This window comes from Spiroplasma poulsonii, from assembly GCF_009866525.1.
GTDB classification, from domain to species: domain Bacteria; phylum Bacillota_I; class Bacilli_A; order Mycoplasmatales; family Mycoplasmataceae; genus Spiroplasma; species Spiroplasma poulsonii.
This window is the reverse complement of the sequence record NZ_CM020866.1, coordinates 18627-39398: the sequence shown is the minus strand read 5'-3', so window position 1 is coordinate 39398 and position 20772 is coordinate 18627. Positions and strand designations below refer to the sequence as shown.

General features: G+C 25.5%; 30 protein-coding genes and 1 other annotated feature. Of the genes, 11 read left to right on the top strand and 19 right to left on the bottom strand.

The window, feature by feature from the left end; translation table 4 throughout:
• Positions 1–62: 62 nt before the first annotated feature.
• Both MSROBK_RS12450 and MSROBK_RS12445 read right to left on the bottom strand, forming a co-directional pair.
• Positions 63–461, bottom strand: coding sequence for a transposase family protein (locus MSROBK_RS12450; protein ID WP_242441474.1), 399 nt, complete (start codon positions 459–461; stop codon positions 63–65).
• Positions 446–898, bottom strand: a complete 453-nt coding sequence (locus MSROBK_RS12445) for an IS5 family transposase (RefSeq protein ID WP_040092446.1) — start codon at positions 896–898, stop codon at positions 446–448. The genes MSROBK_RS12450 and MSROBK_RS12445 overlap by 16 nt, the downstream gene beginning before the upstream one ends.
• A 218-nt stretch (positions 899–1116) precedes the next feature.
• Positions 1117–1275: a sequence feature (ribosomal protein L10 leader region), on the top strand.
• 20 nt (positions 1276–1295) lie between these two features.
• Here MSROBK_RS12445 and rplJ point away from each other — a divergent pair.
• From rplJ to MSROBK_RS12435, 6 genes are all read left to right on the top strand, one after another.
• On the top strand, positions 1296–1787 hold the full coding sequence (gene rplJ, locus MSROBK_RS00195) for a 50S ribosomal protein L10 (RefSeq protein WP_040092452.1): 492 nt from the start codon (positions 1296–1298) through the stop codon (positions 1785–1787).
• A 54-nt stretch (positions 1788–1841) separates the two neighbouring features.
• Complete coding sequence (gene rplL, locus MSROBK_RS00190; protein ID WP_040092450.1) at positions 1842–2207, top strand: 50S ribosomal protein L7/L12; 366 nt, start codon at positions 1842–1844, stop codon at positions 2205–2207.
• A gap of 576 nt (positions 2208–2783) precedes the next feature.
• A complete protein-coding gene (locus MSROBK_RS00185) occupies positions 2784–2933 on the top strand; it encodes a hypothetical protein (RefSeq protein ID WP_004027793.1) in 150 nt (49 codons plus the stop codon).
• On the top strand, positions 2933–3184 hold the full coding sequence (locus MSROBK_RS00180) for a hypothetical protein (RefSeq protein ID WP_040092448.1): 252 nt from the start codon (positions 2933–2935) through the stop codon (positions 3182–3184). The genes MSROBK_RS00185 and MSROBK_RS00180 overlap by 1 nt, the downstream gene beginning before the upstream one ends.
• Positions 3185–3474: 290 nt before the next feature.
• A complete protein-coding gene (locus MSROBK_RS12440) occupies positions 3475–3927 on the top strand; it encodes an IS5 family transposase (RefSeq protein WP_040092446.1) in 453 nt (150 codons plus the stop codon).
• On the top strand, positions 3912–4310 hold the full coding sequence (locus tag MSROBK_RS12435; protein WP_242441474.1) for a transposase family protein: 399 nt from the start codon (positions 3912–3914) through the stop codon (positions 4308–4310). Before MSROBK_RS12440 ends, MSROBK_RS12435 begins: the two co-directional genes overlap by 16 nt.
• A gap of 161 nt (positions 4311–4471) precedes the next feature.
• Here MSROBK_RS12435 and MSROBK_RS00170 read toward each other — a convergent pair whose 3' ends face one another.
• The 9 genes from MSROBK_RS00170 to MSROBK_RS00130 form a co-directional block, all read right to left on the bottom strand.
• A complete protein-coding gene (locus MSROBK_RS00170) occupies positions 4472–4732 on the bottom strand; it encodes a hypothetical protein (RefSeq protein ID WP_227991300.1) in 261 nt (86 codons plus the stop codon).
• Between the two features lie 195 nt (positions 4733–4927).
• Entirely contained in the window at positions 4928–5155 is a 228-nt protein-coding gene (gene rpsR, locus MSROBK_RS00165) for a 30S ribosomal protein S18 (protein ID WP_174842689.1), read from the bottom strand.
• Positions 5156–5170: 15 nt separating this feature from the next.
• Positions 5171–5614 (bottom strand): single-stranded DNA-binding protein, encoded by a 444-nt coding sequence (locus tag MSROBK_RS00160; protein WP_040092439.1) that lies wholly within the window; start codon positions 5612–5614, stop codon positions 5171–5173.
• Between the two features lie 20 nt (positions 5615–5634).
• Entirely contained in the window at positions 5635–6084 is a 450-nt protein-coding gene (rpsF, locus tag MSROBK_RS00155; RefSeq protein WP_040092437.1) for a 30S ribosomal protein S6, read from the bottom strand.
• 113 nt (positions 6085–6197) lie between these two features.
• Positions 6198–6884: an IspD/TarI family cytidylyltransferase gene (locus MSROBK_RS00150; protein ID WP_040092436.1), complete on the bottom strand. Its 687-nt coding sequence runs from the start codon at positions 6882–6884 to the stop codon at positions 6198–6200.
• Entirely contained in the window at positions 6885–7889 is a 1005-nt protein-coding gene (locus tag MSROBK_RS00145; RefSeq protein WP_040092433.1) for a class-II aminoacyl-tRNA synthetase family protein, read from the bottom strand.
• A 12-nt stretch (positions 7890–7901) separates the two neighbouring features.
• A complete protein-coding gene (gene lysS, locus MSROBK_RS00140; protein WP_040092432.1) occupies positions 7902–9404 on the bottom strand; it encodes a lysine--tRNA ligase in 1503 nt (500 codons plus the stop codon).
• 16 nt (positions 9405–9420) lie between these two features.
• Positions 9421–10416, bottom strand: coding sequence for a tRNA dihydrouridine synthase DusB (gene dusB / locus MSROBK_RS00135; protein ID WP_040092431.1), 996 nt, complete (start codon positions 10414–10416; stop codon positions 9421–9423).
• A gap of 173 nt (positions 10417–10589) precedes the next feature.
• Positions 10590–12197 carry an FtsX-like permease family protein gene (locus MSROBK_RS00130; protein WP_052443406.1) on the bottom strand — a complete coding sequence of 536 codons (1608 nt, stop codon included), beginning with the start codon at positions 12195–12197 and terminating at the stop codon, positions 10590–10592.
• On the opposite strand from MSROBK_RS00130, the gene MSROBK_RS00125 reads away from it, so the two are divergent.
• The 3 genes from MSROBK_RS00125 (at position 12172) to MSROBK_RS12425 (ending at position 13301) form a co-directional block, all read left to right on the top strand.
• Complete coding sequence (locus MSROBK_RS00125) at positions 12172–12447, top strand: hypothetical protein (protein ID WP_052443405.1); 276 nt, start codon at positions 12172–12174, stop codon at positions 12445–12447. The genes MSROBK_RS00130 and MSROBK_RS00125 overlap by 26 nt on opposite strands.
• 186 nt (positions 12448–12633) lie before the next feature.
• Complete coding sequence (locus MSROBK_RS12430) at positions 12634–12918, top strand: helix-turn-helix domain-containing protein (protein ID WP_040093221.1); 285 nt, start codon at positions 12634–12636, stop codon at positions 12916–12918.
• Positions 12903–13301, top strand: coding sequence for an IS5/IS1182 family transposase (locus MSROBK_RS12425; RefSeq protein ID WP_040092430.1), 399 nt, complete (start codon positions 12903–12905; stop codon positions 13299–13301). The genes MSROBK_RS12430 and MSROBK_RS12425 overlap by 16 nt, the downstream gene beginning before the upstream one ends.
• Before the next feature lie 85 nt (positions 13302–13386).
• On the opposite strand, the gene MSROBK_RS00115 is transcribed toward MSROBK_RS12425, so the two are convergent.
• The 7 genes from MSROBK_RS00115 to MSROBK_RS00095 all read right to left on the bottom strand — a co-directional run bounded on the left by MSROBK_RS00115 (position 13387) and on the right by MSROBK_RS00095 (position 18463).
• Entirely contained in the window at positions 13387–15009 is a 1623-nt protein-coding gene (locus MSROBK_RS00115) for an FtsX-like permease family protein (protein WP_052443404.1), read from the bottom strand.
• A gap of 44 nt (positions 15010–15053) precedes the next feature.
• Positions 15054–15761 carry a hypothetical protein gene (locus MSROBK_RS00110; protein ID WP_040092429.1) on the bottom strand — a complete coding sequence of 236 codons (708 nt, stop codon included), beginning with the start codon at positions 15759–15761 and terminating at the stop codon, positions 15054–15056.
• Between the two features lie 150 nt (positions 15762–15911).
• Positions 15912–16310 (bottom strand): transposase family protein, encoded by a 399-nt coding sequence (locus tag MSROBK_RS12420; protein WP_242441474.1) that lies wholly within the window; start codon positions 16308–16310, stop codon positions 15912–15914.
• Complete coding sequence (locus MSROBK_RS12415) at positions 16295–16744, bottom strand: IS5 family transposase (RefSeq protein WP_040092427.1); 450 nt, start codon at positions 16742–16744, stop codon at positions 16295–16297. Before MSROBK_RS12415 ends, MSROBK_RS12420 begins: the two co-directional genes overlap by 16 nt.
• Positions 16745–16810: 66 nt before the next feature.
• The gene (locus MSROBK_RS00100; RefSeq protein WP_157944211.1) at positions 16811–16975 is read right to left on the bottom strand and encodes a hypothetical protein; all 165 of its coding nucleotides are present in this window, start codon (positions 16973–16975) and stop codon (positions 16811–16813) included.
• 285 nt (positions 16976–17260) lie between these two features.
• Positions 17261–17386 carry a hypothetical protein gene (locus tag MSROBK_RS11985; RefSeq protein ID WP_258267021.1) on the bottom strand — a complete coding sequence of 42 codons (126 nt, stop codon included), beginning with the start codon at positions 17384–17386 and terminating at the stop codon, positions 17261–17263.
• A gap of 9 nt (positions 17387–17395) precedes the next feature.
• Positions 17396–18463: an Mbov_0401 family ICE element transposase-like protein gene (locus tag MSROBK_RS00095; protein ID WP_258267090.1), complete on the bottom strand. Its 1068-nt coding sequence runs from the start codon at positions 18461–18463 to the stop codon at positions 17396–17398.
• Positions 18464–18521: 58 nt separating this feature from the next.
• Between MSROBK_RS00095 and MSROBK_RS00090 the strand changes: the two genes are divergently transcribed.
• The gene (locus tag MSROBK_RS00090; RefSeq protein ID WP_040092423.1) at positions 18522–18797 is read left to right on the top strand and encodes a transposase; all 276 of its coding nucleotides are present in this window, start codon (positions 18522–18524) and stop codon (positions 18795–18797) included.
• The gene (locus tag MSROBK_RS00085; RefSeq protein WP_206780828.1) at positions 18740–19630 is read left to right on the top strand and encodes an IS3 family transposase; all 891 of its coding nucleotides are present in this window, start codon (positions 18740–18742) and stop codon (positions 19628–19630) included. Before MSROBK_RS00090 ends, MSROBK_RS00085 begins: the two co-directional genes overlap by 58 nt.
• 175 nt (positions 19631–19805) lie before the next feature.
• Here the strand turns inward: MSROBK_RS00085 and MSROBK_RS00080 are convergent, their stop codons facing one another.
• On the bottom strand, positions 19806–20741 hold the full coding sequence (locus MSROBK_RS00080) for an ABC transporter ATP-binding protein (protein WP_040092420.1): 936 nt from the start codon (positions 20739–20741) through the stop codon (positions 19806–19808).
• Between the last annotated feature and the right edge of the window lie 31 nt (positions 20742–20772).

The window sequence follows — 20772 nt, the reverse complement described above, 5'->3', positions numbered from 1 at the left end:
AATATTTTTCCACAACGAAAAATTAATTTATTATTTAAATTATTTAATTTTAAATAAATATTTTATGTTAAATATAATAATTGTAAATTATAAATTGAGGCAATTAAATTAAATCTTAAACCAAATCTTTTTCTTCGATTACGATATTTTTCTGTAATAATTTTAAATTTTTTAAGAATAGCAAAAATATTTTCAATAATAATTCTCATTTTTGAAACTAGTCTATTATATTGCTTTTGTTCTTTGTTTAAAGGGTTTTTCTTTGTTTTCTTTGTAGGTATTAGAACATTATTGTGATTTTTTTGTATTCCTTGATAACCACTATCAACTATTAATTTGGTATTTTTTAAAATTGGGATTTTTGATTCTTTAAATAAAGCATAATCATGTTTTTTTCCGAGCGAAAAACTTGTTGCAATAATTTTTTTGGTTTCTTGTTCGATAATTACTTGTGTTTTGATCGTGTGTTTTTTCTTTTTACCAGAATAAGATTGTTTTTGTCTTTTTTTGGGCGTTGGATTGGAGTTTCGGTAGCATCAATAATAATAGTTTTATCATTAAAATAATCATTTATTAGTGCTTTTTTACCAGCAAGTTGTTGAAAATCAGAGTTTTTAATTAAAATATCTTCAATTCACTTAATATTACGATAACAATTAGCCTCACTAATATCAAAACTTTTACCAAGATGAAAATAAGTCTGATATTCTCGTCAATATAATAAAGTCATCAATAATCTATTTTCTAATGATAATTTATTAGTTTTACCACCTTTTTTAAATTTTTCTATTTCAGCAACTTTTAAAATATCTAACATTTTATTAAAAGTGGATTTTTTTATTCCTGTTAATCTTAACCATTCTCTATCATTAAGAGTATTAAATTTATTATTGTTCATATTTTTATGTCCTCATAAATTATATTTTATAATAATATTTTAATAAAAAAGGGTATCGCAAGAAGTCTATTGTAAGGCTGATAATAAGACCTTTTTCTGTTTAAAATAAATACTTACTTGTTTATGAAGAAAGTACGATATATGGAAAAAGGTTTTTATTATGATAATAATTATTTGACTTTTAAGAAAAATTATAATATGATAATTCTTGGTATTATACCTTAGTCATCAAAATACCAGAGACAGCAACGGATTTTTATTAAATCTTAATTATGTTGCCAAGGCATTATTGAGATATTGAACAGTTACATGTTTTTATATTATTATAATGTTTCAGGCAATTAATCTATTTGGTTAATTGCCTTTGTTTTATTGAATTATTATGGGGAGGCAAAGAATGAAGCCAGCAATGAAAATTAAAACAGCAGTTGTTAGTGAAATTGTTAATAACTTCAAAACTGCTAACTCAGCAGTTGTTGTTGAATATCAAAAATTAACAGTTGCTGAATTTACAGAACTAAGAAGAATGCTTACAAAACAGGATGTAACCATTAAAATATATAAAAATAACTTAGTGAGCTTGGCTGCTAAAGAAGCGGGATTTGCAGAATTAGATCATTATTTAACAGGTCCTAATGCTTTTGCGTTTGGTGTAGGAGAACAGATGGCTGCCGCAAAAACTTTGGCAAAATTTGCAAAAACGCATCCAGCTTTAAAATTAAAAGCCGGAATTTATGAAGGTAAAGTCTTGGATACAAAAGCAATTATTGAAATTGCTTTATTGCCAACAAAAGACGAATTACTTGCAATGTTTGCATCAAGCTTATTATACCCATTACGTATGTTCGCGATAGCGGTTAAAGAAATTGCTAAAGCGAAAAGTGAGTAATTAATTTATTCAATATTTTATAAAAATGTAATTCTTAATGAGGAGGAAAATATTATGGCATTATCAAAAGATGATATTATTAAAGCATTAGAAGAAATGAAATTATCAGAATTAAATGACTTAGTTAAAGCAATTGAAGATCATTTTGGCGTTGTTGCTGCAGCAGCAGTTGCCGCAGCACCAGCAGAAGGTGGAGCAGCAGCGGGACCTTCAGAAGTTGATATTGTTTTAACAAATCCAGGAGCATCTAAAGTTGCAATTATTAAATTAGTAAGAGAAATTACTGGAAAAGAATTAATGGAAGCGAAAGCAATTGTTGATAAATTACCAGCAGTAATTAAATCAAAAGTAAAATCTGAAGAAGCTGAAGAAATTAAAGGTCAATTAGTGGCGGCAGGTGCTTTAGTTGAACTTAAATAGTTTAATTTTATTAAAATAAAGCAGGGGTACCCCTTTGCTTTTTTTGTAAAATTATATTATGTAAAAATGAGAGCGATAAAAATGTTAACAGATTTTTTATTTGATAGTAAGTTTTATAAATTTATTACTCTAATGAATAATATTTTTTAATCAATAACATTTTGAATTTTTATTTGTTTTAGTATTAGCATTTTTATCCGTATTACTTTTTTAAAAGCAAAATCTCTTAAAACTATTAATAATAGTTTTTAATGTAAATTGTAAATGCCAAACCATAAAAAGTTAACTATCAATTTAGTTAACTTTTTTAAGTTAATTATAGGAGGTTGGAATTATGCAAACAAAGCAATATTTGATTTTGCGGTCGTTAGTGAAAAAGTATGGTAAAGATATTGTTATTAATACTGTCAATAAGATTGCAAAAGATATTGAAATTAAAAAGTAAAAGAATAAATTATTCCGCGTAATTTATTAGCGGATAATTTATTCAACAATGTTTTTTAATGGAGCAAAGCGACAACGAGCAGAACTAGTTTGCAAATTTCAATTTTTTAATTTATTGAAAGGAGATATATTATGCCAGTTTGATTAACGACAATTTTTAGTGTTGTTATTATATTAGGTATTTTTGCTTGAATTGGTTTATCAATTTATCAAAAAATTCGCCAAATTCGAGGAAAGAAAAAAGATAAAAAAGAAATTGAAAATAAGGAGGATAAAAAATAATGTTAGGTATGTATTTAACAACAGCAATTAATTTTTTAGCAGTTGGTGATAAATCTACTATTTCAGATGGAATGGGTTCTATTTGAAGTGGTTTAGGACAAGCCATGATGAAAGTTAAAGAAGCAATTTATGCTGTGTTACCACAGTTAATGACCTTTTTAGGTGATGCGTGAATTATTTTAATTCCATTTGGTATTTTTGTTATCATTAAGATTTTAAACTTTTTCCGTGTTATGGTTAAAGGATTTTAATATTTATTATTACTGATCATATATCTTAGCTATGGCACACTAGCTTTTATGTGAGTTGATTAAATAATTTTGTTGTTTATTTTTGTATTACACACTGTCTATAAGTTATTATTGAAATTATTAGTAATGAAATAATTTTTTTAAAGTAGGATTTAATAAAAATAAGAATATTTTTATTAAGGGTCATATTAATAGTAGTTTTGGAATATAAATTTTTATAATAGACTTCTTGCGATACCCTTTTTTATTAAAATATTATTATAAAATATAATTTATGAGGACATAAAAATATGAACAATAATAAATTTAATACTCTTAATGATAGAGAATGGTTAAGATTAACAGGAATAAAAAAATCCACTTTTAATAAAATGTTAGATATTTTAAAAGTTGCTGAAATAGAAAAATTTAAAAAAGGTGGTAAAACTAATAAATTATCATTAGAAAATAGATTATTGATGACTTTATTATATTGACGAGAATATCAGACTTATTTTCATCTTGGTAAAAGTTTTGATATTAGTGAGGCTAATTGTTATCGTAATATTAAGTGAATTGAAGATATTTTAATTAAAAACTCTGATTTTCAACAACTTGCTGGTAAAAAAGCACTAATAAATGATTATTTTAATGATAAAACTATTATTATTGATGCTACCGAAACTCCAATCCAACGCCCAAAAAAAGACAAAAACAATCTTATTCTGGTAAAAAGAAAAAACACACGATCAAAACACAAGTAATTATCGAACAAGAAACCAAAAAAATTATTGCAACAAGTTTTTCGCTCGGAAAAAAACATGATTATGCTTTATTTAAAGAATCAAAAATCCCAATTTTAAAAAATACCAAATTAATAGTTGATAGTGGTTATCAAGGAATACAAAAAAATCACAATAATGTTCTAATACCTACAAAGAAAACAAAGAAAAACCCTTTAAACAAAGAACAAAAGCAATATAATAGACTAGTTTCAAAAATGAGAATTATTATTGAAAATATTTTTGCTATTCTTAAAAAATTTAAAATTATTACAGAAAAATATCGTAATCGAAGAAAAAGATTTGGTTTAAGATTTAATTTAATTGCCTCAATTTATAATTTACAATTATTATATTTAACATAAAATATTTATTTAAAATTAAATAATTTAAATAATAAATTAATTTTTCGTTGTGGAAAAATATTAAATTTTTAAATAAAAAACATAATTAATTAAAATTATATTTTTCTATTAGTATCTTTTTTACAAATATTTGCAATTTTTTAACAAGTAATGCAAGAAGTCTATTGTAATTTATAAATATTTTTATCAATCTTTGGATTATTATCAAACCATTCTTGACTTTTTTCCTGACATTCTGCTACAGTATTAACATACAAATATTCAACAAATGGTGAAGTTAATAAATTATTTTCATCAGCACCAGTTTTTTTAACAACATAAGCTACACAATGTGGATTATCATTATCAACAATTGCCATCGGAATGCTTCCAATTTTAGCTAATGGATTTCAAAAAGCTCACGTACAAATGAAACCATACAAAAATGGCACAAAACAAATTAAGATGTACTTAATTATTTGCAACCGATTCTTCCCTTTTTTTCTTTTGCTTCTGTTTTAAAAACATCACTAAATTTTGGATTCTCTATCATAATGTCATCCCTTAACTTTTTATTATGCCTTACAGCATATTAATTCTACACTAAAAAAGAAAAAATACTTATTTTTATAAGTATTTTAATCAATGACAAATGGTAATAATGCCATTTGACGTGCTCTTTTAATTGCTATTGCTAACATCCTTTGATTTTTAGATGTTGTTCCAGTAACTCTCTTCGGCAAGATTTGCCCATTACCAGAAATAAATTTTTTTAATAATTCAATATCTTTGTAATCAATATATGTTATTTTATTTTTTGTAAAATAACATTGCTTTTTAAAACGTTTAAATTTTGGATTCATTATTTGGTTCCTTTCTTTTTAATCTCATAAAATTGCATCATCACCATCAAAACTAATACTATCATTATTATCTTGTGATTCTGTTTGATTGAAAGAAGTCATATTATTAAGATCATTAGAATTTGGTGTTGGGGTTCCCATATTAGCCGTAGTCCCTGTCCCTCTTGAATCTAAAAACGAAACAGTTTCTGCAATTACTTGCATAATTGTTGTCATTTGTCCATTAACATTATCTGTTCTTGTTTGTAAACGACCATCTAAAGCAATTAATGAACCTTTTTTTAAATAACGGGCCATATTTTCTGCTGTTTTATTTCAAGCAAAACATGAAATAAATGATGCTTGATCATTAAAGTTATTATTTACTGCTAAGGTAAAAGCCACAAATGGTTTATTATTAACAGAATTTTTTAATTCTAAATCACGTGTTATTCTTCCTACTAATGAAACTCGATTTAACATACCTCTTTCACCCTCCTAAATTATTCTTTTGCTTCAACTGGTTTTGTTGTTCTAGGTTCTTCACCTTCAACGCGTTGTTCATTACGTCTATAATAATCTTGTCTTTTATTTCCCGGTTTACGTTCACGGTCTGGCTTATCATTCTTAACTTCTGTTTTTGCATAAACAGTTGATTGAATATATCCTTTTTCTTTTTCAGTATTAATTACTAAAATTCGTAATACATCTTGCTTAATGTGACTGATACGAACAAACTCATCAATATTTTCTGAGGTCGTATTAACAATTAATACACCATAGTATCCTTTTGTTTTCTTTTTAATTGGATATTCTAAAGTTCTAATCCCTCATTTACCGTGTTTTTCAATTTTTCCACCATTATCTTCTAAAATTTTATGTAGACGACCTTCTAATTCGTCTAAATTCGCTGCTTCTGGATTTAAGATATACATAACTTCGTACTTACGCACTTTATTTTCCTCCTCTTGGTCTAGGTCCTATTCGGACAAGGAGCTAATAATCATCATCAAAGCATTATTAACTCGTTGTCAATTATACCTTATATTAGTTATAATTGTAAGGTTTATTTACCTAAATTTAATAATTTTAAATCATCAAAATAAGTTATTTTAATATTTTGCTTTTCCCCCAGTATTGTATGAATCTTTGTATTTTTGGCAAATAATTCAACTAAATAACTGTCATCATAAATTATTTTTTTATTTTTCGTACGAAAGTATTCATCATAAACATTATATAATAACACTGTTTTAAAAACTTGTGGCGTTTGAATCGTAAAATACTCATCACGGTTAATTGTTTTTTCAACAAAACAATGATTAACTTTTTTAAGTGTTTCTGTTATTGGTAACATTGGAATTAAAACTTCATAATTTTCTTTGTAAAAAGTTTGATTTAATTTATTAATAAAATCTAAACTAACAAAACAACGAACACCATCATGAATCATTACCATTTCATTTTTAATTTTATGATTAGTTAAACAATGATGAATTGTATCAACTCGTTCTAATCCGCCCAGGACAAACTGAAACCTTTGATCTTGATAATTTTTCTTTAATAAAAAGTTTAGTATTTCATCATTAACACCAACAATAATTTCCGTACAAAAAGGATCACTTAAGAACAAGGCTAAGGTTTCTTCAATAACGGTATTACTATCATTAATTTGATATAATAATTTATTATTTTTTTGTTTAAAGCGTGATGAATTCCCTGCTGCAACAATAATTACCGTATAATTTTTCATTTATAAAATATCAATTCCATTTTTTTCAGCATATTTTAAAAAATCATCACTCCAAACGGAAGCAATTACTTCACCAATATGTTGTTTTTCTAATAAAAATAAATCTAACTGTGATTTATAAAGACCAAATGATAATGTTACTGGCAATTCATCTTTTGCTACTTTCGCATCATATTCTGTTTTTAATTTAATTGTTTCTTTTGACACAGCTAATTGTTCTTTTAAAACATCACGATTAACACTAGCAGCACAATAACCAATACAAATTGCTTTTTCTAAAACAAAATCATAAACAAAAATTTTTGCATATAATTCTCAATTAAAAACATCTTGTGATTCACTAATTTCAATTATGTTGTTAGTAATAACTTTTTTTAAACCATATAAAATTGTCGCCCCATGTTCTCTTGTATAACGGTTTAAGCGTTCATGGTGGCTTAATAATCGCATCGCCTTTTGCAATTCAGTATTACTTGTTCAATTTAATTTCTTTCCAAATTTTTTATTTAATTGTGGAAATTTTAATAATAAAATATCTTCAACTTCACTAATAATATTAATCGCTTTATCAATTGTTTCTTGAATTTTTAATAGTGTAATTTTTTCCTCATCCAATAATAAATCAAATCCAATTTCGCTAAAAGTTACGGCCTGGCTATTTGATTGTTTAATATCACGACGAAGCACCATTGCTGTTGTTAGAATTCCTTCATTTTCATTTAATTCATAACGAACAATTGCGCTTCTTCGTCATTTATTGTGTGATTGCAAAATTTCACCAACTAAATTACTTGGTGAAATGTCAAAATCAATTGGGCGCTCTGTCATTTGAAAATCATCATTTAAACCTTTTTCTTCGCTACTAATTAAAGGCGCATCAACTTTTAAAAGATTAAATTGAATAATAAAACGACGAACCAATTCACGCTTAACTAAACTAATTGCCTCTACTGTTTCTCGTAATGTTAAAATTGAACTATATCCAATTTGGATATCGTATGCCATATATATAATCACCTATTTTCCTCTTGGTCGCATATGAGGGAATAATAAGACATCTTTAATTGAGTCTTGTCCTGTTAATAACATAACTAAACGATCAATCCCAATTCCTAAACCACCCGTTGGTGGCATTCCATATTCCAATGCTTCAACAAAATCAATATCCAACTCTTGTGCTTCATCATTACCGTTATCACGTTCTGCTAACTGACTAACAAAACGATCATATTGTTCAACGGGATTATTTAATTCTGAATAAGCATTAGCATATTCACGACCTTTAATAAACAATTCAAAACGGTCAGTAAAACGTGGATCTTGGGCATTTGCTTTTGCTAATGGTGAAACTTCAACAGGATGACCATAAATAAATGTTGGTTGGATTAATTTATCTTCAACAAATTCTTCAAAAAATAAATTAATAATATGTCCAACTGAATTATGAAATTTTTCAATAACAACATTTTTCTCTTTCGCATTTTTTTTTGCTTCTTCAAAAGTCATTGGTTTTCAAAAATCAACACCAATAATCTCTTTAATTGCATCAATCATATGTCAGCGCTTTCATGGCTGTTTAAATGAAATTGTCACCTCATCATATTCTGTTTCATCTTTATTTAAAATGTTTTTTGCAATATAACAAATTGTATCTTCTGTTAATTGCATTAAAAAACTCATATCTTGATATGCAATATAAATTTCAACGGTTGTAAATTCTGGATTGTGACGAGTATCCATCCCCTCGTTTCTAAATAAACGACCAATTTCATAAACCCCCTCAAAACCACCAACAATTAATCGTTTTAATGGTAGTTCAGTTGCTACACGTAAATAGAAATTCATATCTAAGGCATTATGATGTGTTGTAAATGGTTTTGCTGCAGCTCCACCATGAATTGGTTGTAAAACTGGGGTTTCAACTTCTAAATATCCTTTGTTATTAAAAAAGTCACGCATTAAAGCAATTATTTTACTTCGTTTAATAAAAATATCTTTTGTTTCAGCTGACATAATTAAATCAACATAACGACGACGATATTTTTCCTCAATATCAGTCATTCCATAATACTTATCTGGTAATGGACGTAAAGCTTTTGATAATAAAACAAATTCTTTTACACGAACTGTTAACTCACCAGTATTCGTTTTCATCATTACTCCGCTAACACCAATAATATCACCTAAATCAAAGTCAACAAATTCATAGTATTTTGCATCGCCAATTTCATCATTACGAACATAAATTTGAAAAATCCCATTTTGATCTTGTAAGGTTGCAAAAGTAGCTTTCCCTGCTTCACGAAATGTTTTGATTCGTCCAGCAATTTTTACTATTGCTTTATTATCAATTGCATTTAATTCTTCTTTTGATAAACTATTAAATTGTTCATTAACCTCTTTACTAGTATGTGTCCGTTCAAACTTTGCAATTATAAAAGGATTATGGCCATCTTTAATTAACTTTTCTAATTTATCACGTCTAATTTGTTCTTGTTCTGTAAAACTGCGTTTTTCCATTTTAACTCTCCTTTTATTATTTAACAAAATTATTATTATAATTATTATAATAGTCAATATATTCATTAACAAGCGTTTTTAACTCAAATATTGTATTTATTTGTGTAGCTCGTGTTTTATAGCTTGTTGCCTCTGGTTTTCCTTTAAAATAAAATGCTAAATTCTTTCGCATTTCACTAGCAGCAACACGTTCTCCTTTTAAATTTAATAATAATTCCGCATGACGGAAAATGATGCTTTGTCATTCATCTAACGATGGTTGTTCAATTTTTTCACCGGTATCAAGAAAATGTTGAATTTGTTTAAATATCCAAGGATTCCCCTGTGCACCACGAGCAAGCATAACGGCATCACAACCCGTTTCATCTAACATTCGTTTAGCATCTTCACAACTAAAAACATCACCATTTCCAATCACTGGAATACTAACATTCTTTTTTACTTTTTTAATTCAACTTCAATCAGATTTTCCTGAATAAAACTGATTACGTGTTCGAGCATGGACTGCAATTGCTTTTGCTCCCGCTTGTTCACAATATTTTGCAATTTCCACACAATTGATATTTTCTTCATCTCAACCAATACGAATTTTAACAGTTACTGGTTTCCTAACATTTTCAACAACTGCTTTAACAACTTCATAAACACGCTGTGGATGTTTTAATAAAAATGAACCCGCTTGTGATTTAATTGCAATTTTGGGTGCTGGGCAACCCATATTAATATCAATAATATCACAATCACTGTTTTGATCAACATATTTAGCTGCTTCAACAAATGTTTCAACATCAGTCCCAAAAATTTGCATTGAGATTGGGTGTTCTAATTTATTTACCTTAATCATTTGCAAAGTTCGTTCATTTCGTTGCAAAATTGCTTTATCACTAACCATCTCAGCATAAACTAATCCTGCTCCTAACTCATGGCAAATAATCCGAAATGCCTCATTGGTAATTCCTGCCATTGGTGCTAAGAAAACTTGCCCTTTAATATCAATATTCCCTATTTTCATCTTTTTAGTTCCTTCTTTAATTAATAGTCATTAAGTAAATATTAATAAAAAATGATTATAAATTCAATAAATTGCCTTTATTTTTAATATTAATTTAAACAGCATTAAAATAACTTTAATAATACTATTATTAAAGTTATTTTAATTGTTTTTTTAATTATGACAAAGTAATTTTAATTAGTAATTTCTGTTACACGGTGTTTTTTAATTGAGTTCATTGCAGTAAATCATGAAGTCAATAAAATGATAGTAATAATAGCTAAAGCGATTAATGTTCCTTTAATATCAATTGGAATATTTAAAACAATTTTAAAGAGATTGTAGATTAAAATCCCAAGGCCTTGCCAAATTAAGATTGAAACAACTCAAGCAACAATAAAGGTAATAATAACCCCGATCACATAACTACCCATAACAACAAAGTTAATTTTGCCATTATTATATCCAATTGCTTTCATTGTTAAAATAATTGGAATTAATTCATCAATAATAACCATCACAACAACTACTAACAAGATTAAAATAATTAACACAACTAATAGTTCAAACATTAACATTGAACTGTTCATTTTTGTTAACATATCATCAACTGAAGTTCGAAGAATGTTTAACGGTAACATTCCAAAATCTTTTCCTGTTGATCCTGTTCCTGCCATTCCACTAATTAGAGTTGCGGTTACTGTTTTTGTATCAATATTAAGTAAGGCATCTCAAATTGATTGATTATGACTAGCAGCAATTACTAAATTATTCCCAATGAATTTTAAATTTTTAATTGATTCTGCCATGTTTTTTAAATTAATTTTACCCTCATACATTTTTTGTTGTGAATACAAGCCATTGTAAATATTTGTCTCTGGTTGTTTTGGATCAATTGTATTTGCAACAAACAAATTATGCATAACATTATCATAGCTAGTATAAATGTCATCAGTAACCGTATTATTTTTAATAATCCCAATAATCTCAACTTCAACACTAGTTTTATTTGGTGTCTCTGTTTTTACTTTGAAAGTATCACCAATTTTATAATTAGCATTCCGTGCTAATTTATAAGAAATTAATCCTTTAATTTTATTTGGTGTATTTGTTGGATTAAAAATTTTATCGATTTGTTGTTGCGAAATTCCTTCTCAATTCAATGCATTATTATAGTATCCTCCAATATTACCATTGTTATTGATTCCTTTAATTGTCATTCTTGGTTCATCAAGATTACTATCTAAAATAACTGGAAGCGAATAGAAAGTTGTTTCTTGATTGGGGTTATATCAGAAGTCATTAAAAGTTACAACTGAATTAGCATTATCATCCATCATAATTGCATTTAACATTAAGCTCATTAAATTTGGATAAATACTTGGATCAAATTTATTTTGATAAAAAGTATTATTCGTACTCATTAGACTGAAAATTGTTTTTAAATCTTTTAGATACAAATATTGATTATCCCCGCTTTGATCTTGAACTTTATATTTTTGTAGTAAAGCAATATATTGTTGTCCTGCCATTGGTGAAGTTGGATCAATTTTATTAAAGGCGTTATGAAAGGTTGTGGCAGTCTGATTAGTTTTTGTAATATCACTAAGATTATGATAAGACTTAAACTTAAAATCATATTGTTGATAATCTTGATCGCTAATAGTCAATTGTCCGTTTGCTTGTCCATTCTCGTTAATTCGGGGAAAATTATTAAATGTTAAAGTATGATCTAATTTACTATTTAACACATTAAACATCCCACCGGTAATTGATTTGGCAATATTTGTTGCTCCTAACATTAAGATTAACAATAATGATGAAAAGAAAAATAAAATAATTGTTAAAGTAAATTTACCTTTATTTCGAGAAGTAAAAGCAAGTTGTAAACGCCAAGTAAATGCTTTGCCATGTTTCGATAATAACCGTGATATTAAACCAGCACGAACAGCCTTATTACTTTTTGCAACATTATTTACTAATGATAGAATTGGTTCTTTAATAGACTTCTTGCGATACCCTTTTTTATTAAAATATTATTATAAAATATAATTTATGAGGACATAAAAATATGAACAATAATAAATTTAATACTCTTAATGATAGAGAATGGTTAAGATTAACAGGAATAAAAAAATCCACTTTTAATAAAATGTTAGATATTTTAAAGTTGCTGAAATAGAAAAATTTAAAAAAGGTGGTAAAACTAATAAATTATCATTAGAAAATAGATTATTGATGACTTTATTATATTGACGAGAATATCAGACTTATTTTCATCTTGGTAAAAGTTTTGATATTAGTGAGGCTAATTGTTATCGTAATATTAAGTGAATTGAAGATATTTTAATTAAAAACTCTGATTTTCAACAACTTGCTGGTAAAAAAGCACTAATAAATGATTATTTTAATGATAAAACTATTATTATTGATGCTACCGAAACTCCAATCCAACGCCCAAAAAAAGACAAAAACAATCTTATTCTGGTAAAAAGAAAAAACACACGATCAAAACACAAGTAATTATCGAACAAGAAACCAAAAAAATTATTGCAACAAGTTTTTCGCTCGGAAAAAAACATGGTTATGCTTTATTTAAAGAATCAAAAATCCCAATTTTAAAAAATACCAAATTAATAGTTGATAGTGGTTATCAAGGAATACAAAAAAATCACAATAATGTTCTAATACCTACAAAGAAAACAAAGAAAAACCCTTTAAACAAAGAACAAAAGCAATATAATAGACTAGTTTCAAAAATGAGAATTATTATTGAAAATATTTTTGCTATTCTTAAAAAATTTAAAATTATTACAGAAAAATATCATAATCGAAGAAAAAGATTTGGTTTAAGATTTAATTTAATTGCCTCAATTTATAATTTACAAATATTATATTTAACATAAAATATTTATTTAAAATTAAATAATTTAAATAATAAATTAATTTTTCGTTGTGGAAAAATATTAAATTTTTAAATAAAAAACATAATTAATTAAAATTATATTTTTCTATTAGTATCTTTTTTACAAATATTTGCAATTTTTTAACAAGTAATGCAAGAAGTCTAATATATAAAAATGTTGTAATATATGAAGCAATCGTAAAGAAAACAGGAACAACTATAAAAATTATTGTCATAAATCCTCATCCTGCATAAACCTTATCATAACTAATCGTTACCATTGTTTCAAATTGTCCATACATGTAAATTTGCAATGGAATTGAAAGTAAATATCCAAAAATTAAACCACCCATAATTGTTATTAATGTTTTAACAGTGAAAATTCACACCAACTCACTAGTACGATATCCTAGTGCTTTAAAAATCCCTAATTGTTTTCTTGTTTTGTTCATTTCTTTTTTCATAACAAAACTAATAAAAATAAATGCTAAAACAATCATTCCAATTCCTAATAAGGTATAAATTGTTGTTGTTACTTTCATTGAACTGATCTTTGAAATTGGTCCTAATGAATTATATGCAATTAGAACACCACTACTTGCTAAATAAACTGATTTATCAAAATTATTTTTTTGGGTAAAAACATTGCGTAAAGTAGTAAATGATGAATTGTTCAAAAAATTAACTTTTTGATTTATGCCAAAATTAAAACCTTTTGGTTTGTTTTGGTTTAGTCAAACATTTTGATACATTTTATTTAAAATATTATCATTAATAAAAACTGCAGCATATTTAGAAGGATCCCCCGTCATTGAAAAGTAATCAGATTGTGATAAGGTATCTACTTTCGTTCCAAAACCACTAATAACTGGTTCTTTTAATTCTGGAACTAATGTTCCTAAATTATAAAAATTAATTTTATCATTTAACTGATAATTATTATCTTTTGCAAATTTATCAGTAACAACAATTTCATTATCTTGTGTTTTATTTTCTCCTTTTAGCATAACTGGGTTATCAACTCATTTTCCTAAAGTGGGATTAATTTTTTTAGTTCCACTTGTAATGTAATAATAACCATCTGGTGTGATTGTAGTTGGAGTTCCATATGATTCATAATAAAATTCTAAATCAACTGATAATGCAAACTGATTTTGATAGGTCTCCATAATCTTATTATTAACATAGTAAGATGCATCATTATAATAGTTTTTAATAATATTTTTAAAAACATCATTAAAAACTTCACTAGCTAATAATGTTTTTCCCCCATAACTAAGATCTGTTGGTGTTTCGGGATAATTAAAGTAATTATTTAGAATATTTTTTAAATCTTCTCCCCATGCCAATTGATTTTCAACATTCCCAATTGGATCATTATCTTTACTCTTTAAAGCATCATAACCAACTTGTGATAAAATCCCTAACCCATTTGGGTCTTTAATTGGTGCTAAATTATAGGCTGTTGATTCAGCAACAAAATAACTATAAGTAAACTCATTTTCAAATTTACTTGGTGAACTAATTAAACTATAGTTCCAAGTATTTGTTGCCTGATTAATACTTTTATTTTTACCTGATAACTGTAATGTTGATGCTAAAATCCCAATTACTGCTAAAGATAAAATTGTTACAAATAAAATTAAACCCAATGACTCAATTCATTGTTTAAGATAGGTTCTAATGTAACTTTTTAAAACTTTCTTCATTTTTTTCCTCTTTTCTTAAATTTTTATTTAAAAAATAAGAAAAATTAATTTCGTAGTGTTAACTTTCAACCATTAATAATAATTTTTGTTTCCTTAATACTATTATCGTTTTGTGTTAGTAACAACAATTCACAATTTTCGTTAATATTATATTCATCCGTTAGATTAACTTTACTATTTTTATCATTAATTAACTTATTAAGATAAATTAAAAAGAAATCCATTGCATATGTTGTTGCTAACGTTTTTGTGGTTGCTTGTTGCATTTTTAGTAAGAAAAAAAGAGTTTTTTCCATTTTATTAGTGCTAAACTTAATAATTGCTTTTTGTAGTAAATTTAAAAAACATAATTTTATTGTTAATAAAAAAACAAGCATAAAACATAATACTAATATACTACGTAAAATATTAGTTAAAACATTAAATAAAATAAAATTTAAAAAATAATTAATAGTTTTAAATGATACTAAAAATGTTCATGGTGTTAAAATTAAAAATAAAATAATTAATAAAATTGTTTTTGTAATTAAAAAGAAAAAATTGTTTCTTGTTAAAATGGCAGTAATTCATAAAATTCAAGTTGGAATAAAAAAATATCAAAAATATGTATATAATAAAAGAGCTGTACTTTCAAATTTTATACGGGCAAAGAAAACACTAGCATTAAGAAAGCAAAAAACAACTGTAAAAATAATATTAAAAAAATAATTTACTTGATTAAAATTTTGTTTTCTATAATAGACTTCTTGCATTACTTGTTAAAAAATTGCAAATATTTGTAAAAAAGATACTAATAGAAAAATATAATTTTAATTAATTATGTTTTTTATTTAAAAATTTAATATTTTTCCACAACGAAAAATTAATTTATTATTTAAATTATTTAATTTTAAATAAATATTTTATGTTAAATATAATAATTGTAAATTATAAATTGAGGCAATTAAATTAAATCTTAAACCAAATCTTTTTCTTCGATTACGATATTTTTCTGTAATAATTTTAAATTTTTTAAGAATAGCAAAAATATTTTCAATAATAATTCTCATTTTTGAAACTAGTCTATTATATTGCTTTTGTTCTTTGTTTAAAGGGTTTTTCTTTGTTTTCTTTGTAGGTATTAGAACATTATTGTGATTTTTTTGTATTCCTTGATAACCACTATCAACTATTAATTTGGTATTTTTTAAAATTGGGATTTTTGATTCTTTAAATAAAGCATAATCATGTTTTTTTCCGAGCGAAAAACTTGTTGCAATAATTTTTTTGGTTTCTTGTTCGATAATTACTTGTGTTTTGATCGTGTGTTTTTTTTTACCAGAATAAGATTGTTTTTGTCTTTTTTTGGGCGTTGGATTGGGGTTTCGGTAGCATCAATAATAATAGTTTTATCATTAAAATAATCATTTATTAGTGCTTTTTTACCAGCAAGTTGTTGAAAATCAGAGTTTTTAATTAAAATATCTTCAATTCACTTAATATTACGATAACAATTAGCCTCACTAATATCAAAACTTTTACCAAGATGAAAATAAGTCTGATATTCTCGTCAATATAATAAAGTCATCAATAATCTATTTTCTAATGATAATTTATTAGTTTTACCACCTTTTTTAAATTTTTCTATTTCAGCAACTTTTAAAATATCTAACATTTTATTAAAAGTGGATTTTTTTATTCCTGTTAATCTTAACCATTCTCTATCATTAAGAGTATTAAATTTATTATTGTTCATATTTTTATGTCCTCATAAATTATATTTTATAATAATATTTTAATAAAAAAGGGTATCGCAAGAAGTCTAATTATTAAATTTAAAGGCTAACTTAGAATTAATTAATAAAGTAAAACCAGTAATAATTAGAAAAGAAGCAATATAAAAAATATAACTACCAGCAATAGAAGAATAATTAACATCATTGTCTCATATCATCTTGTCGCTAACATAATCTTGATAAATCCGCATTATTGAACACTACTCCTTTCCTTTTTATTTTTAAAGATTTATAATTATTATAATAAAAAAATCTATGAAACGCTATTATTAGCGTTTCATAGATCGAATATTATTTTAGGTACCAGTTTAACAATAATTTTAGACTATTTTTAAAAATAGTTAATCATTAAACCGCTTAATTTAAAAGTATCTTATTTACACACTTATTAAAACACATTTCTTTAAAAAAGGGAATACTAAAATGGGAATATTTTAAAATATTCTTTTTTTGTAAGATTACTGGTTTTTTAACTGCTATCTTACTGCTATTATTTCTTTTAATACTTTACTAATACTAGTAGTACGATAATTCATTACAGGAATCCCTCCCTTTTTAGGATCATATAATGAATTATTAACATTATTATTTCACTTAGCCATTTTTATATTTTACAATGAAATGTCTTTATTTTCAAGCTGTTCATTAAACATTTCTTTAACTAAGTTTAATCCATTAATTTTTGCTACACGTAAGGTTAAAATGTTCCTAAATCAATCATACGAATATATCTTATTCCCATGACCTAATTGTGCTTTTATTGTATGCGATATTAATGCTTCCGCACATGCGCTTAAACATCAATCATGTTTATACGCAATAATTCCATCTTTACGTTTTTTTAAGTATTTAATTACATTTAATAAATTATTTTGTTTAGTAATTAAATTAGGTTTATTTTTAAAGTATTCTAAATGAGTAATTAATTTTGTATATTCTCCATTGTTAAAAAGACCTTTACAAATTTTAAACTGTAATTTATCATACTTACTTTTTAAATTAAATACTGTTCCAATTCTTCTAATTGCATGAAACTTATCTAAAACATATTTTGCATTTAAAAAATGAGAAGTATTTTTTATCCAATCAGCGCCATCTCCACATACAATAAATTGAGTATCAGGTGTAATATTATAATATTTTGACATTTCTTTGAAAAGTTCTTCACTATATTCTAATGTATTAATATTTGTAGCAGTTCTTAATAATTTACAATAAGCTCTTTTATTTAATAAAATTGAATTTCCAACTCTTTCATCTTCTGGCATATGACCTTGATGAAAAAATGCTGTCCGAATTCGAAATTTCTTCTTCTTATTTTTCTCTTTTAAAGAGAAAAAAGTATCATCTAGAACAATATAAATATATTTTGATGATGTTTTATTGCCAAAATTATTACTTGCATTTTCTAAATTAAGATCCAATTTATTAATTAATCTAGCTATTGAAGAATATGAAAGACTTTTAACTGGAATCATATCATTAATATCTTTAATTCTTTTTTCATCAGCTACATTAGTTAATATTAATTCTTTTAAATCATGTGTAATTTTTTGATATTTTTCAAATTTTAAATCCTCTAGTAAAAGACACTTGAATCGTCATTTTCCATAATTTTTTGTTTTATTATTATATACACTTGCATCTCAAAATTTATAACTGGATGGGTTAAGATAAATTGGACAACAATAATGTGGAGTAAGGATTATAATTAAATTAATAAATGGAGGTGTAATTATGGCAAAGAATCATTATACCGATGAATTTAAACAACAAATTGTTAGTCTTTATAAAACAGGTAAAACATCAAAACAATTGTCCAGTGACTATCAGGTCGGTAAATCAACAGTTTGAAAATGAATTTATGAATTCAATAATTCTGGTTCATTTAAAGCAAAAGATAATCGAAGCCCAGAAGAAAATGAACTAATTCATCTAAGAAAAGAAATTAAACAATTACGAATGGAAAATGATATTTTAAAGCAAGCCACACTGATAATAGGCAAAAAATAGTAATTATTAAAAACAACAAAGAAAAATATGCAATTACTAATTTATGCAAAACACTAAAAGTTCCTAGATCAACGTTTTATTATCAATTGAAATCAAATAATCCTAAATCAAACCATACTATTGATAATGCTGTTATCAGTATTTTCTTAAAAAGTCGTAAAAATTATGGCACAAGAAAAATTAAAGTTATGTTAGCACAACAAAATATTTTATTATCACGAATAAAAATTAGTAAAATAATGCAAAGATATAACTTAATTTCCAATTATACAAAACTTAAATATAAACATCAAAGTAACAAAAACGCTATATACAAATATCATAATTTGTTAAATCAAGAATTTAATAATTATAAACTACATGAAGTTGTTGTCAGTGATTTAACACAAGTTGCTATCAATAGCAAATGATATTATGTGTGCTTTCTAATTGATTTATTTAATCGTGAAGTTATTGGTTATGATGTTAGTTCTCATAAAGATGCCAAATTAGTTGAAAATACTTTTAAAAAGCTTAGTTTTTCTTTAGATAATATTAAAATATTTCATACTGATCAAGGCAGCGAATTTAATAACAATATCATTTACAATCTTTTAGCTAAAAACAATGTTGCAAAATCTTATGGTAAACCAGGCTGTCCTTATGATAATGCTGTTTCTGAATCAACCTATAAAATTTTAAAAACAGAATTAATTAAAAACAGAAAATTTAAAAATATTGAACAATTTAAATTAGAATTATTTGACTATGTTAATTGATACAATAATGTACGAATTCACAGCAAATTAAATTATTTAACACCAATTGAATATAAAAATCTTTACTCTACATAAAATTTGTCCAAAAAACCCTTGCCATTCCAGATTAAAATTTGACAACAATGAAAAATAGTATCTAACTTTTAAAATACCTGAAAAAATCCTTATTTTATCGTACGATTGCAAATAAAAAACCGCCCGTTAAGCGGTTTAGGAGGTACCTAATTTGATATTCGGTCCGTTTCATAGATTAAGACCAATCAATTTCACTTGGTTTTTTTGGATGAGTATTTTTCTTAATTTGATCAATTAATCCATTACGAACATGAATAACTGTATTTGCAATATCAGCAATATTGGGGTTATGGGTAACAATAATGACTGTTGTTCTATATTTTTTATTAACATCGACTAAAATTTCAAGTACTTTTCGACCCATTTCTTCATCTAAAGCTCCCGTTGGTTCATCACCAAATAGAATGTCAGGATTTTTGGCTAATGCTCTAGCAATTGAAACCCGTTGTTGTTGACCACCTGACATTTGATGAGGATATTTGTTCATTTGTTCTTCCATTCCAATTGTCTCAAAAATATCTTTAATTGTCATATCTTTGTTTTTATTTTTACTTAGGTTTTCACCAACTTCGGCGTTTTCTTTTGCAGTTAAATTAGTTAATAAGTTATATTGTTGAAAAATAAATCCAATATTATCTCTTCTAAATTTGGTTAAATCAACATCTTTTAATAAAGACAAATTATAACCAATAACAAAAACATCACCACTTGAAACTTTATCTAATCCTGAAATAATATTTAGCAAGGTTGTTTTCCCTGATCCAGAAGGACCTAAGATAACAATAAAGTCTCCTTTTTCTAATTTTAAATCAATTCCTTTTAAAACTGGTGTTTCAACTTCTCCTGTAATATATGATTTCTTAACATCTACTAATTCAATAACATATTTACTTGTATCTGGTTTTGTTTTGATTGTTGAAATTACTTCCCCTTTTAAAATTTGTTTTGAATATAATTTAGTTTGTTTCTTTTGTTCTTTTAGTTTTTGTTTAAATTCTTTAACTGCAGTATAATCGATTTTTTCTTTCTTTTCCTTTGGTTCTTTTACTTTAGACTGCTTTGCTTTAGCTTTTGTTTCTTCTGTACTAGGTGTTTTTCCCATTTCAGCCATTTTGTTTTTTCCTCCCCTGGTAAATATCACA